Raw genomic sequence first — 13,390 nt, forward strand, 5'->3', positions numbered from 1 at the left:
TCAAGCCTTGATTTGTGCTGCGAACGCGGCTAGTTGCGCCATATTCCCCATGCAGGGCGTCATAAACCGGTGCTGCGGACGTGTGATACGTCCCGGTCACTGCCCTGCAGAGGTATAACCGGAAGGAGACTATCCCATGGCGGTACCCACCGTCTCGATGCATGACCTGCTCGACGCAGGCGCACATTTTGGCCACCAGACGCACCGCTGGAACCCCAAGATGAAGCCCTACATCTTCGGCGATCGCAACGGCATCCACATCCTCGATCTGTCGCAGACCGTGCCGCTCATGGCGCGCGCGCTCGACTTCATCGGCCAGACCGTGTCGCACGGCGGCAAGGTCCTGTTCGTCGGCACCAAGCGCCAGGCACAGGAGCCGATTGCAGAGGCCGCTCGCCGTTCGGGCCAGCACTATGTCAACCATCGCTGGCTGGGCGGCATGCTCACCAACTGGAAGACCATTTCCGGTTCGATCAAGCGCTTCAAGTCGCTTGAGGAGCAGCTGTCGGGCGACACGCACGGCCTGACCAAGAAGGAAGTGCTCCAGCTGACGCGCGAGCGCGACAAGTTCGAGCTTTCGCTGGGCGGCATCCGCGACATGGGCGGCATCCCGGACGTGATGTTCGTCATCGACGCGAACAAGGAAGAGCTGGCGATCAAGGAAGCCAACACGCTGGGTATTCCCGTCGTGGCGATCCTCGATTCGAACGTCAGCCCCGACGGCATCGCGTTCCCGATCCCGGCGAACGACGACGCCGCACGCGCGCTGCGCCTGTACTGCGATGCCGTTGCGACGGCCGCGACGCAGGGCAACCAGGGTGGCCGTGCCGCCCGCGGTGAAGACCTCGGCGCCATGATGGAGCCGCCGGTCGAAGAAGCGCTCGCGACCGCCTGATCGCTCGTTCGTGCCCCCGCGCGGGGGGTCCAGTCCCGACCTGTCGAACTGGACCCCCGCCTGCGCGGGGGTACGCATATGTGCAACATGGCGCTGCCACATAAGGCGCGCCTGGACCCTCTCGATAAGGAACATGACATGGCGGACATTACCGCTGCGGCCGTAAAGGACCTGCGCGAACGCTCGGGCGCGGGCATGATGGATTGCAAGAAGGCGCTGACCGAAACCGGCGGCGACATGGAAGCCGCGGTCGACTGGCTGCGCACCAAGGGCCTCGCCACCGCCGCCAAGAAGTCCGGCCGCACCGCGGCAGAGGGCCTGATCGGCGTCGTGGTCGAAGGCAAGAAGGGCGCCGCGGTCGAGGTCAACTCCGAGACCGATTTCGTGTCCAAGAACGAGCAGTTCCAGGATTTCGTCCGCACCGTGACCGGCCTTGCGCTGACCACCGGTGACGACATCGCCGCGCTGAAGGCGACCGCATACCCGACGGGTGGCACGGTCGAGGAGAAGCTGACCGCGAACATCGCCACGATCGGCGAGAACCAGGCTCTGCGCCGCGCGCGCACCGTCTCGGTCCAGCAGGGCGCGGTCGTCGCCTATGTCCACAACGCGGCCTCCCCCGGCCTCGGCAAGATCGGCGTGCTCGTCGCACTCGAGGGTGACGCAGACGTCGCCAAGATCGAAGCGCTCGGCAAGCAGCTCGCGATGCACATCGCCGCCGCCAGCCCGCAGGCGCTGACCGAGGAAGGCCTCGACGCCGCCCTGGTCGAGCGTGAGCGCGCGATCGCGATGGAAAAGGCGAACGAGAGCGGCAAGCCGGCCAACATCATCGAGAAGATGGTCGAGGGCGCGATCGCCAAGTTCCGCAAGGAGAACAGCCTGCTGAACCAGCTGTTCGTCATGGACAACAAGACCAAGATCGCGGACGTCGTCGCGGCGGCGGCCAAGGATGCGGGCGGCAGCATCGCGCTGACCAACTATGTCCGGTTGCAGCTGGGCGAGGGCATCGAGCGCGAGACGAGCGATTTCGCCGCCGAAGTCGCCGCCGCATCGGGCGTCGGCCCGAAGGCCTGATCCTCGATCAGGAACGGAGAAGGGGCGGGTGGGCGACCATCCGCCCCTTTTTCATGTCCCGTGCCCGTCGATCGATCGCCGCCAGACCGATCGCATCCCTTGGCACCGCGGGTTCCACTGCCTAAGGTGCGCCACGCCCGCCCCGCCCATGAATCGGATACCCTGCCCGTAATGACACGCCCACGCTTCAACCGTATCCTGCTGAAGCTGTCCGGCGAGGTCCTGATGGGGAGCGGCCAGTTCGGGATCGACCCCGACACCGTCGGTCGCGTCGCCGAGGAGATCGCCGGCGTCGCGCGCGAACATGAGCTGTGCATCGTCGTCGGCGGCGGCAACATCTTCCGCGGCCTGGCCGGCTCCGCGCGCGGCATGGACCGGACGAGCGCCGACTATATGGGCATGCTCGCCACCGTCATGAACGCGCTCGCGGTACAGAGCGCGCTCGAACGGATCGGTGTCGATACGCGCGTCCAGTCCGCCATCCCGATGCCCACCGTGTGCGAGCCGTTCATCCGGCGTCGCGCGGAACGGCATATGGAAAAGGGCCGGATCGTGATCTTCGCCGGGGGCACCGGGAACCCGTTCTTCACCACCGACAGCGCTGCGGCACTGCGCGCGGCGGAAATGGGGTGCGACGCGCTGCTGAAGGGCACGTCGGTCGACGGCGTCTACGATGCCGACCCGAAGAAGGTGCCGACCGCGCAACGCTACGACACCGTCAGTTTCAATCGCGTGCTGAGCGACGACCTGCGCGTCATGGACGCCAGTGCCGTTGCCCTGTGCCGCGACAACAATATTCCGATCGTCGTCTTCAACATCCGCGAGCGTGGCAATCTTGCCCGCGTTCTGGCGGGTGAGGGGATCGCGACGATCGTCCGCAACGAGGAGACCCCGCATGGCGGCGTATAACAAGACCGATCTCGAACGGCGCATGGCCGGCAGCATCGACGCGCTGCATCACGATCTGCAGGGCCTGCGCACCGGCCGTGCCTCCGTCTCGCTGCTCGATCCGGTGCAGATCGAGGTCTACGGCGCGCGCATGCCGATCAACCAGATCGCAACCGTGTCCGTGCCCGAACCGCGCATGATCTCCGTCCAGGTGTGGGACAAGACCAATGTCGGCCCGGTCGACAAGGCGATCCGCGCCGCCGGTCTCGGCCTCAACCCGATCGTCGACGGCCAGACGCTGCGCCTGCCGATCCCGGAACTGACCGAGGAGCGCCGCAAGGAACTGGCCAAGCTCGCCAGCAAATATGCCGAGGGCGCCCGCATTGCCGCGCGCAATGTGCGCCGCGACGGGATGGACACGCTGAAGGCCGACGAGAAGAAGGGCGAAATCAGCGAGGATGAGCGCAAGCGTCACGAAACCGACGTCCAGAAACTGACCGACAAGACGATCGCGGACATCGACAGCCTGGCGTCGTCGAAGGAAAAGGAAATCCTCGGGAAGTGACCGGAGTCCCGGCCGTATCGGAGCCCGTTCCCGGGCCGGCGACCGGCCGGTCCGGCGGGCCACGGCATGTTGCGATCATCATGGACGGCAACGGCCGCTGGGCGAAGAAGCGCCTGCTGCCGCGCATCGCCGGGCATCGTGCCGGGGCGGAGGCGCTGCGTCGCACGATCCGCGGCGCGGGGCAGCTCGGGATCGAGGTTCTGACGCTCTACGCCTTCTCGTCCGAGAACTGGCGTCGCCCGGCGTCCGAGATCGCCGACCTGATGGGTCTGCTGCGCCACTATATCCGCGCCGAGATCGCGGAGATCGCGGCGGCCGGCATCCGGTTGCGGATCATCGGCGACTATCGCCGGTTCGAACCGGACGTGGTCACGCTGATCGACGATGCCGTCGCAAAGACCGCGGGCAACACTGGCACGACTTTGGTCATCGCGCTCAACTACGGCGCGCAGGACGAGATCGTTCGGGCCGTACGCGGGATCGTCGCCGACGGCCTCGCGCCGGCCGACATCGATACCGCCGCGATCGGCGCGCGGCTTGATACGTCGGACCTGCCGCCGCTCGACCTGCTGATCCGCACGTCGGGCGAACGGCGGCTGTCGAACTTCCTGCTGTGGCAGGCGGCCTATGCCGAACTGCTGTTCGTCGACACGTTGTGGCCCGATTTCGATGCCGCGACACTGGCGACCGCGGTGCAGGACTTCGCGACGCGCGAACGGCGATACGGGGGCCTGTGACCGTCGTTCCCGGCCAGACGCCCGCGCGGCGTCGTTCCGATCTTGCGACCCGGGCCCTCGCGGGTGCGGCGATGATCTTCGTCGCGGTCGGGGCGCTTGCACTTGGCGGGACGGCGTTCTGGCTGCTGGCGGTCGCGGCGGCCGGACTGATGCTCGCCGAATGGGCGGGGCTCATGCGGTCGTCGTCGCGGCGGATCGTGCTCGCCCTTGTCCTCTTCAGCGTGCCGATGCTGTTTCTGATGCCGGCGGTCGGCGGGGCGAACCGCGATACGATTGCCATCCTTGTCGCCTGCGCGCTGCTCGTGATGGTCGTCGGCAACTCGGGCCGTCTGGGTATGGGGCTGCTCTACGTCGGGTTGCCGACCGCGGGACTGCTGTTCCTGCGCGGTCAGCCGGCTGGCATCGGCTGGACGCTCTGGACGCTCGCGATCGTCTGGGCGACCGACATCGGCGCCTATTTCTCGGGCCGCGCGATCGGCGGGCGGAAGCTCGCACCGCGGCTCAGCCCCAACAAGACCTGGGCCGGACTGTTCGGCGGGATGGCCGGTGCGCTCATCGTGGGCGGCCTGATCGCCTGGATCGCCGGGCTCCCGACCGCCTGCCTCTGGCTCGGCCCCCCGCTCGCGGTGCTGGCGCAGATCGGCGACCTGTTCGAAAGCTGGCTCAAGCGTCGCGCCGGCGTGAAGGACAGCGGGCGGCTGCTCCCTGGCCATGGCGGCGCGCTCGACCGGCTCGACGGCGTCGTGCCGGTTGCGGTGCTCGTGTCCGGTCTCGTCGCGGGTGGTGTGCTGTGACGCGCCGGACCGTCACCGTGCTGGGTGCGACTGGATCGGTCGGCCGCTCGACGCTCGACCTGATCGAGCGCACCCCGGACGCGTTTCAGGTAAAGGCGCTGACTGCCCACCGCGACGTCGCGGGCCTCGCCGCTGCCGCGATCCGGACAAACGCCGAGCTTGCCGTCATCGCCGACCCCGACCAAGGACCGGCGCTTGCCACAGCCCTAGCCGGCACCGGGATAGGTCACGCCGCCGGGGCCGACGCCGTACGCGATGCCGCCGGGCTCGGTGCCGACTGGACGATGGCCGCGATCGTCGGATGCGCCGGGCTCGTGCCCGTGATGGCGGCGATCGAGACGGGCAAGACCGTTGCGCTCGCCAACAAGGAAGCGCTCGTTTCGGCCGGCGACCTAATGATTCGCGCCACCACGCGCACCGGCGCCACGCTGCTGCCCGTCGACTCCGAACATAATGCGATCTTCCAGTGCCTCGCCGGCAGCCGGATCGAGCGCGTCCGCCGCATCCTGCTGACCGCCAGCGGCGGCCCGTTCCGCACCGCGACGATCGAGCGGATGCGCACCGTCACCCCGGCGGAGGCGGTGTGTCATCCGAACTGGTCGATGGGCGCCAAAATCTCGATCGACTCGGCCACCATGATGAACAAGGGCCTCGAACTGATCGAGGCGGATCACCTTTTTCCGATCGGCTCCGAACGGATCGAGATCGTTGTGCATCCGCAGTCGGTCATCCACTCGATGGTGGACTATATCGACGGCTCGACGCTGGCGCAGATGGGCACGCCCGACATGCGGACGCCGATTGCGCATGCGCTCGCCTGGCCGGACCGGATGGACGGACCGTCGGCGCCACTCGATTTTACCACGCTCGGCCGGCTAGACTTCGAGGCCCCCGACCCCCAGCGCTTTCCCGCGCTCCGTCTCGCACGCGAGGCAGCGGTCGCGGGCGGCGGACGCCCGGCGATCCTAAATGCGGCGAACGAGATAGCGGTCGCGGCCTTTCTGGCCTCGCGCATCGGTTTCCTGGATATTGCGGGGATCGTCGCGACCGTGCTGGATCGCTATGATCCGCCAGTGCCCGCTACGATCGACGACGTCCTGTCGATCGATCGGCAGGCGCGACGGATCGCCGACGGAGTGATGAAGGACATGGCCGCATGATGCAGAGCCCCGGGATCGCGCTGACCGTGCTGAGCTTCTTCCTGCTCATTGGCCCGCTGATCTTCATTCACGAAATGGGCCATTATCTTGCCGGACGCGCGTTCGGGGTGAAGGCCGACACCTTCTCGATCGGGTTCGGACGGGAATTGTTCGGCTGGACCGACCGGCGCGGCACGCGGTGGCGCGTGGCCTTGCTGCCGCTCGGCGGCTATGTGAAGTTCGCGGGCGACATGAACCCGGCCAGCGTCCCGACCCCGGCGTGGCTGGCACTCCCGCCTGCCGAACGCGCCATGACGTTCCAGGCAAAACCCGTCTGGCAGCGTTTCCTGATCGTGGCGGCCGGCCCGGCGATCAATTTCGCGCTGGCGGTGCTGATCTTCATGACGATCTTCGCGGTGGTCGGGGAGGGGCGCACGCCGTCCACGGTCGCCGCGGTCCTGCCCGGGTCGGCGGCGGCGCAAGCGGGCGTGCGCGCAGGCGACCGCATCACGATGATCGCGTCGCAGGGCGTGTACCGGTTCGAGGATATCGGCGACCTTGTCCGCCACCGCGCGGGCGAGACGCTGAAGATGGACGTGTATCGCGGGCAGCAGCAGATCCATCTGCTGGTGACGCCTGAAACCGACTTGCAACGCGACCGGTTCGGCAATGAATTCCGGATCGGGATGCTTGGCATTGCGGCCGGCAAGCAGGTGAAGGTGCCGTTGCGGTTCAGCGAGCTTCCCGGCGCCGCCGCGCGGCAGACCGTGCTGATCACCCGAACGATGGTCGATACGCTATGGCAGATCGTGTCCGGCCGCCGCTCGGTCCGCGAACTGGGCGGGCCGTTGCAGATCGCGCGGCTATCTGGCCAGGTAGCCACGCTCGGTTGGCTGGACTTCGTCTACTTCATGGCGGCGATCTCCATTAATCTGGGATTCATGAACCTTCTTCCAATTCCGATGCTCGATGGCGGGCACCTGTTCTTCTACCTGATCGAGGCCGTGCGGCGGAAACCGCTGGCTCCGGTGGCGCAGGAATGGGCGTTTCGATCCGGATTGGCCCTGTTACTGACGTTCATGGTCTTCGTGACCGTCAACGACCTGGGCTCTTTCGGCTTGTGGCGGCAGCTTGCCGGGTTGATCGGTTGATCCTGATAGGGCAGGGCAGCACTATGGCGTCACCCGCGGGGGCAGGGGCGACACTTCCTTATCGAGGGCGGGATTGCGTGACGGTCATTAACAATCATTTCGGGCGGCGTTCGACGTCCGTATTCCTGCTTGGCACCATCCTTGGCGGAACGGCATCGATGGCGGGAGCCCAGACCCCGGCACCGGCCGGCCCGCGCGTTCCCCCCACCGTGCAGCCCACCCCCGGGGCAGCCGGCACGCCCGCGGCCGCCGCGCCCAGCCTGGCGCAGACGCGGATCATCCGCTCGCTGTCGGTGACCGGTGCACAGCGTCTCGAGCCCGAAACCGTCCGCTCCTACGTCAAGTTGCGCGTCGGGGAGACCTACACGACCGAGCAGCTCGATCAGGCAATCAAGGACCTCTACGCGACGCAACTGTTCGCCGACGCGACGATCGTGGGTGCCGAGACCGGCAACATCGTCCTGCAGGTCCGCGAGAACCCGGTGATCAACCGGATCGTGTTCGAAGGGAACAAGCGGCTCAAGGAAGACAAGATCCGGCCGGAGGTGAAGCTTGCCCCGCGCCAGATCTTTACGCGTGAAGCCGCCCGTGCCGACGTTGCGCGCATCATCGAACTCTACCGCCGCCAGGGGCGCTTCGCCGCGACGGTCGAACCGAAGATGGTCCAGCTCGACCAGAACCGCGTTGACGTGGTGTTCGAGATCACGGAGGGCGCGAAGTCCAAGGTTCGCCAGATCAACATCATCGGCAACGAGAAGTTTTCCGACGGCCAGCTGCGTGGTGAAATGGCGACCAAGCAGTCGCGTTTCTACCGCTTCTTCTCGTCGGGCGACAGCTATGATCCCGACAAGCTGTCCTATGATCAGCAGAAGATGCGGCAGTTCTACCTGACCAACGGCTATGCGGATTTCCGCGTGGTGTCGGCGGTGGCGGAACTGACCCCGGACAAGCGCGACTTCATTGTCACCTACGTGGTGGAGGAGGGCGATCGCTACAAGTTCGGCGACGTGAACCTTGAAAGCGACATCCGTGACGTGAAGGCGGAGACGTTCCGCTACCTGCTGCCGATGAAGAAGGGCGACTGGTACAACGCCAAGCAGATCGAAGACACCGTCGATTCGATCACCGAGACGACCGGCCTCCTGGGCTTCACGCCCGATGTCCGCCCTGATTTCCGGGCCGACAAGGAGGCGCTCACGATGGACGTCACCTTCAAGATCAACGACGCGCCGCGCGTCTATGTCGAACGGATCGACGTCAACGGCAACACGCTGACGCAGGACAAGGTCGTCCGCCGCGAATTCCGCTTGGCAGAGGGCGACGCGTTCAACTCGTTCCGCGTGAAGCGTTCGCGCGACCGTATCCAGTCGCTGGGCTTCTTCCAGGACAAGTTCGAGATCGAGCGCAAGCAGGGGTCGGCCCCCGATCGCGTCGTGCTCGAAGCGAATGTCCAGGAGAAGTCGACCGGCGAGCTCCAGCTGTCGGCCGGCTATTCGAGCCTCGAGAAGTTCATCGTCGACCTCTCGATCACGCAGCGCAATTTCCGCGGCAAGGGCCAGGTCCTGAGGGCAAGCGGCAGCTACTCGACCTATTCGAAGTCCGTCGAACTGGGTTTCACCGAGCCTTATCTGTTCGACCAAAACATTGCGGTCGGCGTTGATATCTTCCGGCGCGACTACAACTCGTTCAACTACGTCAACAACGACCGCAACACGACGTACCGTCAGACGACCACCGGGTTCCAGGTTCGCGCCGGCGTGCCGTTGACCGAGTTCGTGCAGTTGGCGCTCCGCTACGGCCTGAGCCAGGACAACGTCACGCTCGACCGCAGCAGCTTCTACACCGATATCGACAATAACGGCGTCCGTGGCGATGCGGCGGGCGACACCTGCGATCCATTGCAGGCCGGCCGTTATCTCTGCGATGCGATCGGCAGGCGGATCACCTCGTCGGTCGGCTATTCTTTGGTCTACAGCACGCTCAACAACTCGATCCGCCCCACTGGGGGTCAGCGCGTCGTCTTCTCGCAGGATTTCGCCGGCCTTGGCGGCAGCGTGAGGTATATCAAGACCAAGATCGACGCCGACAAATATTGGGGCCTCGGCTCCGGCTTCGTCTTCTCGGTGGGTATCGAGGGCGGCTACATCTTCTCCTACGACAAGAGCCGCGGCGAGGGGGTCGACAAGGTCCGCCTGGTCGATCGCTGGTTCCTCGGTCAGCCGCAGTTGCGCGGGTTCGATATCCGCGGCGTCGGTCCGCGGATCCAGCGTATTCCGTATAACGCAGACGGGACCCTCAACACCGGCGTCGATCGCAGCCAGATCCAGGACGACGCGATCGGCGGCCGGGCTTATTATCTGGGCCGTGCGGAGCTTGAGATTCCGCTTGGCGCCGGTGCGCGCGACCTAGGCTTGCGTCCGTCGCTGTTCATGGACGCTGGCGCAGTCTTCTCGCTGACCAGGCCGGTCACGCTCGATACCCGCGTCTGCGACTTCCCGGCGAGCGGTACATCGTCTGCGACGTCGCGCGTCGTGCAGAAGGCCGACGACAACAACGGCTGCCCGAGTGGTTCCACGCTCGCGGCCGACCAGAGCGGTGCCTTCCAGGAGGTCTACTCTGGCAATTCGCCGAAGCCGCGTTTGTCGGTCGGTGTCGGCGTCAACTGGAACTCGCCATTCGGTCCGTTCCGGATCGATGTCGCCAAGGCGCTCCTGAAGGAGCCGGGCGACGACACGAAACTCTTCACTTTCAACGTAGGGACGCAGTTCTGATGACCAACCATATCAAGACCATCGCGCTTGGCGTGGCGCTGGCGGCGACCCCGCTCATCGCAACGCAGGCATCCGCCCAGGGTCTGGGCGTCGCCTCGGCCAATCTCGAAGGCGCACTCGGCAACTCGGCCGCGCTGAAGGCTGCCGAAACGCAGATCCAGACACAGTACAAGACGCAGATCGACGCGTTCAATGCGCGCCGCACCGCGATCAGCACGGAACTCGAGCCGATGGCGCGTGAGATTCAGACGCTGCAGGCCAATCCTGCGACGCCGCCCGCGACGTTGCAGGCAAAGGTCACGGCCTATCGCACGCGCGAAGCCTCGGCCCAGCGCGAACTGGCCCCGCTGGCCGCACCGTTCCAGCGCCCGCTCTCCTATGCTCAGGAGCAGGTCGCGACCAAGCTCGACCAGGCCCTGCGCGCCGCGATGGTCGCCAAGCGGATCGGCATCATCGTCAACCCGCAGGCCGTCGTCGCGATCCAGCCCGCCGCTGACCTGACCGCCGACGTCACGACGCAGCTGAACGCGCTGGTCAAGACCGTCGCGATCACGCCGCCCGCCGGCTGGCAGCCCGGCCAATCCGCGCAGGGTGGTGCCGCACCAGCCCCCGCCGCTGCACCGGCCGCCGCTGCACGCCGTCCGCAGGGCCGGTGACCGACACGTCCATGACGGACGGGGAGGACGGCGCCATGGGCCCGCTGGACATCCGGCAGGTCATGGCGGCGTTGCCGCATCGCTACCCGATGCTGCTGGTCGATCGGGTCGCATCGCTCGTCCCGGGCAAATCGATCCGAGCCATCAAGGCAGTGACGATCAACGAGCCGTTCTTTCAGGGGCATTTTCCCGGCCGTCCGATCATGCCCGGCGTCCTGATCATCGAAGCGATGGCGCAGGCCGCTGGCGTGCTGGCGGTCAAGTCGCTCGGGCTGGAGGGGACGGGGAAGCTCGTCTACTTCATGGCGATCGACGACGCGAAGTTCCGGGTGCCCGTCGAGCCGGGCGTCCTGATGACGCTGGAGGTCGAGTTCACCCAGATGCGCAAGTCGGCAAGCAAGTTCGCCGGTCGCGCCCTGGTTGACGGCAAGCTCGCCGCACAGGCTAGCTTTATGGCAATGATCGCTGATCCGCCTGCGTGATTTCTAAGCGTACAGAAGGGGTTGCAACGTAGAGTTGTAACCCCTTCTTCATTTCGGCGTCCATGATGTGCCCATATTGAGCGCGTCCACCCGGCCCAAACCGTGGCACCATCGAGCTTATTCTGAAGACAACAGACGCCCCCGCACGGCGACAAGCGCTTCCAGATCGTCCACACGATTGATGTTCGCGATCGCATCTCCGAACGGAACCACCCGCGCGCCGGTCCCGGCGATCCACGCTCGCATCGACCGGTCGGTGGTCGCTTCGAGCCAGGCGACAGCGTGTGCCGCAAGGTCGGCAGCCCACAGCCCGAGCAACGGTTGACCCGCAACCACCGCCGGCCCCGGCAGCAGCCGCACCAGTAGATCCGACGGTAGCTCCGGCAGATCGCAACCGCTCGTCAGAACCTGATCATAGCCGTTGTCCGCCGCATAGCCGAGCGCACCGGCCAGCGCCCCGAGCGGCCCCAGGCCCGGCGCTGGTCGATCCGGCACGCTGTCCAGGCCGACCCAGTCGCGCCCGATCACCACGACCGCATCGCATTGCCCACGCAACGCACCCGCCACATGGTCCAGCAACGGCCGACCGTCGAGCAACGCCAGCGCCTTGTCGCTACCGAACCGCCGGCCCGCACCGCCCGCAAAAATCGCGCCGAGCGTCTTCATCGTTCGGTTTCCCACCCGCAACTGGTCTCGCCTCTAAGTTCAGCCTTCATTTCGGTCGGGTCCTTCGGCGCGGCGGTACCAGTAAGCGAACGAGCATCACACCCCATCGGTCTCATAGCTTGTCATTCCGGCTATCGCACGGTAACAGCGCGCCTTCGCCCGGCTGGTCGGAAACCAGCGCAACATCGGAGCCGCGACATGAAGAAGAACATCCACCCCGACTATCACGTCATCAAGGTCCAGATGACCAATGGCACCGTGTTCGAAACCCGCTCGACCTACGGCGCGGAAGGCGACACGCTGACGCTCGACATCGACCCCACCGTCCACCCCGCATGGACCGGCGGCAAGTCCAGCATGCTCGACACCGGCGGCCAGGTCGCACGCTTCAACAAGCGCTTCGGTGGCCTGACGCTCGGCAAGAAGTAAGCCTAGCTCCAAACCGAAAAAGGCCGCGGTGGGATCATCCCGCCGCGGCCTTTTTTGTGCCCGTCAGCCGTGCGTCCGGAACGCACGCACCATGCCCGCGGCAACCGACAGGGCGATCTCCGCCGGCCCCAGCGCCCCGATCGGCAGGCCCGCGGGCGCATCGATCCGGTCGAGCTGCGCCGGCGTCATGCCCGCCGCGGCCAGCCGTTCCAGCCGCGCGGCGTGGCTCCGCTTGCTGCCCAGAGCCGCGATATAGCCCGTGTCGGCCGACAGCGCCGCGATCAGCGCCGGATCGTCGATCTTCGGATCATGGCTGAGCGTGATGACCGCCGTCTCCGGCCCCGGCATCCGCGCGGCAATCGCCTCGTCGGGCCAGCGCGAATCGAGTTCGATCCCGGGAAAGCGCGCCGCGGTCAGGAACCGTTCGCGTGGATCGATCAGCACCGCGCGGGTATCGAGCGGGGCGGCGAACTCGACCAGCGACTGCGCGATCTGCACCGCGCCAACGATCAGCAACGTGCGCGCAGGGCGGTACCGGTTCACGAACTGGCCCTCGGCGGGCTCCGCGCCGATCCGGCTATGCCCGGATTCGATATCGGTGGTGACCGACAGGCTGCGCCCGGCGACCCGTGCCTCGGCCAGCGCCTCGAAGATTTCCGGCACATACCCGTCCTGCGAAACAGGCTGGACCAGCACGCTGATCGATCCGCCGCAAGGCAGATGCGCTTCCCACGCCGTCTCGTCGCCGATCGTATAGTCGAGCAACCGGCTGCGCCCGTCGACGATGGCCTCGCTCGCGACCTGCAGCACCTCGTTCTCGACGCACCCACCGGAAATCGATCCTTCGAACCGCCCGTCCGCGGCGACCAGCATGTGGCTGCCCTTCGGTCGCGGCGCGGATCCCCAGGTGGAAACGACGGTTGCGATCGCCATCGGGGTGTCGCCCCATGCGGCGCGTGCCGCGATCATGCGGTCGAGTTCGGCTACCATGGGACACTCCAGAAATGCTGGCGGACGGGGTGGGATTCGAACCCACGGTGGGCGTGAACCCACGACGGTTTTCAAGACCGTAGCCATAAACCACTCGACCACCCGTCCGGTGCCATCGCCAATTAGCGCGGTTGCCGCGGGGTGGGAAGGCCG

The 13,390-nt window shown here is 66.4% G+C and carries 14 protein-coding genes and 1 tRNA gene; 12 read left to right on the forward strand and 3 right to left on the reverse strand.

Annotated elements, in window-relative coordinates; all coding sequences use genetic code 11:
• Window positions 1-136 precede the first annotated feature (136 nt).
• The 11 genes from rpsB (at window position 137) to fabZ (ending at window position 11,152) form a co-directional block, all read left to right on the forward strand.
• Window positions 137-895 (forward strand): 30S ribosomal protein S2, encoded by a 759-nt coding sequence (rpsB, locus tag IEX50_RS00855; protein WP_157177576.1) that lies wholly within the window; start codon window positions 137-139, stop codon window positions 893-895.
• A gap of 138 nt (window positions 896-1,033) precedes the next feature.
• Window positions 1,034-1,969: a translation elongation factor Ts gene (tsf, locus tag IEX50_RS00860; RefSeq protein WP_157177577.1), complete on the forward strand. Its 936-nt coding sequence runs from the start codon at window positions 1,034-1,036 to the stop codon at window positions 1,967-1,969.
• A 171-nt stretch (window positions 1,970-2,140) separates the two neighbouring features.
• Complete coding sequence (gene pyrH, locus IEX50_RS00865) at window positions 2,141-2,878, forward strand: UMP kinase (protein ID WP_157177578.1); 738 nt, start codon at window positions 2,141-2,143, stop codon at window positions 2,876-2,878.
• The gene (frr, locus tag IEX50_RS00870) at window positions 2,865-3,422 is read left to right on the forward strand and encodes a ribosome recycling factor (RefSeq protein WP_157177579.1); all 558 of its coding nucleotides are present in this window, start codon (window positions 2,865-2,867) and stop codon (window positions 3,420-3,422) included. The genes pyrH and frr overlap by 14 nt, the downstream gene beginning before the upstream one ends.
• Entirely contained in the window at window positions 3,419-4,159 is a 741-nt protein-coding gene (locus tag IEX50_RS00875; RefSeq protein ID WP_268237734.1) for an isoprenyl transferase, read from the forward strand. The genes frr and IEX50_RS00875 overlap by 4 nt, the downstream gene beginning before the upstream one ends.
• On the forward strand, window positions 4,156-4,953 hold the full coding sequence (locus tag IEX50_RS00880; protein WP_229673559.1) for a phosphatidate cytidylyltransferase: 798 nt from the start codon (window positions 4,156-4,158) through the stop codon (window positions 4,951-4,953). The genes IEX50_RS00875 and IEX50_RS00880 overlap by 4 nt, the downstream gene beginning before the upstream one ends.
• Window positions 4,950-6,113, forward strand: a complete 1,164-nt coding sequence (locus IEX50_RS00885) for a 1-deoxy-D-xylulose-5-phosphate reductoisomerase (RefSeq protein WP_157177581.1) — start codon at window positions 4,950-4,952, stop codon at window positions 6,111-6,113. The genes IEX50_RS00880 and IEX50_RS00885 overlap by 4 nt, the downstream gene beginning before the upstream one ends.
• Complete coding sequence (gene rseP, locus IEX50_RS00890) at window positions 6,110-7,243, forward strand: RIP metalloprotease RseP (RefSeq protein WP_157177582.1); 1,134 nt, start codon at window positions 6,110-6,112, stop codon at window positions 7,241-7,243. Before IEX50_RS00885 ends, rseP begins: the two co-directional genes overlap by 4 nt.
• 158 nt (window positions 7,244-7,401) lie before the next feature.
• Window positions 7,402-10,014 carry an outer membrane protein assembly factor BamA gene (gene bamA, locus IEX50_RS00895; protein WP_157177675.1) on the forward strand — a complete coding sequence of 871 codons (2,613 nt, stop codon included), beginning with the start codon at window positions 7,402-7,404 and terminating at the stop codon, window positions 10,012-10,014.
• Window positions 10,014-10,670 carry an OmpH family outer membrane protein gene (locus IEX50_RS00900; protein ID WP_157177583.1) on the forward strand — a complete coding sequence of 219 codons (657 nt, stop codon included), beginning with the start codon at window positions 10,014-10,016 and terminating at the stop codon, window positions 10,668-10,670. Before bamA ends, IEX50_RS00900 begins: the two co-directional genes overlap by 1 nt.
• A gap of 11 nt (window positions 10,671-10,681) precedes the next feature.
• Window positions 10,682-11,152 (forward strand): 3-hydroxyacyl-ACP dehydratase FabZ, encoded by a 471-nt coding sequence (gene fabZ / locus IEX50_RS00905; RefSeq protein ID WP_157177676.1) that lies wholly within the window; start codon window positions 10,682-10,684, stop codon window positions 11,150-11,152.
• A 117-nt stretch (window positions 11,153-11,269) separates the two neighbouring features.
• Here the strand turns inward: fabZ and mobA are convergent, their stop codons facing one another.
• On the reverse strand, window positions 11,270-11,818 hold the full coding sequence (gene mobA, locus IEX50_RS00910) for a molybdenum cofactor guanylyltransferase (RefSeq protein ID WP_157177584.1): 549 nt from the start codon (window positions 11,816-11,818) through the stop codon (window positions 11,270-11,272).
• 198 nt (window positions 11,819-12,016) lie between these two features.
• On the opposite strand from mobA, the gene rpmE reads away from it, so the two are divergent.
• Window positions 12,017-12,247 (forward strand): 50S ribosomal protein L31, encoded by a 231-nt coding sequence (gene rpmE, locus IEX50_RS00915; RefSeq protein ID WP_157177585.1) that lies wholly within the window; start codon window positions 12,017-12,019, stop codon window positions 12,245-12,247.
• Between the two features lie 63 nt (window positions 12,248-12,310).
• Here the strand turns inward: rpmE and IEX50_RS00920 are convergent, their stop codons facing one another.
• Together IEX50_RS00920 and IEX50_RS00925 are read right to left on the reverse strand one after the other, a co-directional pair.
• Window positions 12,311-13,237 (reverse strand): XdhC family protein, encoded by a 927-nt coding sequence (locus IEX50_RS00920; RefSeq protein WP_157177586.1) that lies wholly within the window; start codon window positions 13,235-13,237, stop codon window positions 12,311-12,313.
• A gap of 18 nt (window positions 13,238-13,255) precedes the next feature.
• Window positions 13,256-13,345, reverse strand: a tRNA-Ser gene (locus IEX50_RS00925).
• Between the last annotated feature and the right edge of the window lie 45 nt (window positions 13,346-13,390).

Origin of the sequence: Sphingomonas prati (assembly GCF_014643515.1) — a bacterium.
GTDB lineage: Bacteria > Pseudomonadota > Alphaproteobacteria > Sphingomonadales > Sphingomonadaceae > Sphingomonas_R > Sphingomonas_R prati.